At 60.8% G+C, this 1,200-nt stretch carries 1 protein-coding gene; it reads left to right on the forward strand.

Going from position 1 to position 1,200, the window contains the following annotated elements; genetic code table 11:
• Positions 1–85 precede the first annotated feature (85 nt).
• Positions 86–1,177 (forward strand): IS630 family transposase, encoded by a 1,092-nt coding sequence (locus tag FJ354_07175; GenBank protein MBM3906432.1) that lies wholly within the window; start codon positions 86–88, stop codon positions 1,175–1,177.
• Positions 1,178–1,200: the final 23 nt, after the last annotated feature.

Raw genomic sequence — 1,200 nt, forward strand, 5'->3', positions numbered from 1 at the left:
GGGGCGTTGGGCTCGGCGTCCATGGCGCTAGTGTCCTGTCTCATATAACTATGTACATATAGGCAGAGTTGCCTCATACTGGGTCATGTTCACCCCAGCAGCTCCCTTGGCGGTAGAAGCGAGCCAACGGGAGCAACTCGAAGCCTTGCTCCGGAACGGAAGCTCCCCCCAGCGTGTGGCGCTACGCTGCCGGATTCTCCTGTTGGCGGCGAAAGGCGTCGCCAATCAGTCGATCGCCCAGCAACTGGAGGTTTCGCGCCCCACGATTGTGGCGCTGCGGGCGGCCTTCACATCCGAAGGCATGGCGGCCGTAACCGGGGTGCGGAAGCGCAAGCGCGAAGCGAAGGTGCTGACGCCCGAACTCGAACAAAAAATTCTGGACACAACGCTGAAGACGCGCCCCGGCGACGGCAGCACGCACTGGAGCGTGCGCGCACTGGCCCGCCACTTGCACGTCTCGCGAACTATCGTGCATCGGGTGTGGCAACGGCACGATGTTCAGCCGCATCGCGTGGAACGCTTCAAGCTGTCGCGCGATCCGCACTTCGAGGAAAAGGTACGCGACATCGTGGGCCTGTATCTGCATCCTCCGGACCGCGCGCTGGTGTTATGCGTCGACGAGAAGAGCCAGATTCAGGCGCTGGACCGCACTGCGCCCATTCTTCCCTTGCGCCCGGGATTGCCCGAACGCCAGACGCACGACTACAAACGGCACGGCACGACTACGCTGTTCGCCGCCTTTAACATTCTCAACGGCAGAGTGATCGGCACGTGTCAGGAGCGCCATCGCAGCCGGGAGTTCGTGCGCTTCCTCACGCTCCTCGAAAAGAACTTGCCGAGCGACCAAGACGTGCACTTGATAATGGACAACTACGGCACGCACAAGAGCGCCGAAGTACAGCGCTGGTTGAAACCGAAGAAGCGCCGCCGGTTCCATTTCCACTTCACACCCACCAGTAGTTCGTGGCTCAACCAAGTGGAACGCTTCTTCGCACTGATCACCGAGCGCATGATCCGGCGTGGCACCTTCCACAGTGTCCACGAATTGGAAACCGCCATCTACCACTGGCTGGCCGGTTGGAACGGAGCCCCGACCCCCTTCACATGGAAGGCCTCCGCAGACGTTATCCTCGACAAGGTGCGCCGTTGTAAAGAATTATCCAAGACAGGAGACTAGCTGAGCAGGTTCCATCGGCGTGG

This window comes from Nitrososphaerota archaeon, assembly GCA_016872055.1.
Classification (GTDB): Archaea; Thermoproteota; Nitrososphaeria; order Nitrososphaerales; family Nitrosopumilaceae; genus Nitrosotenuis.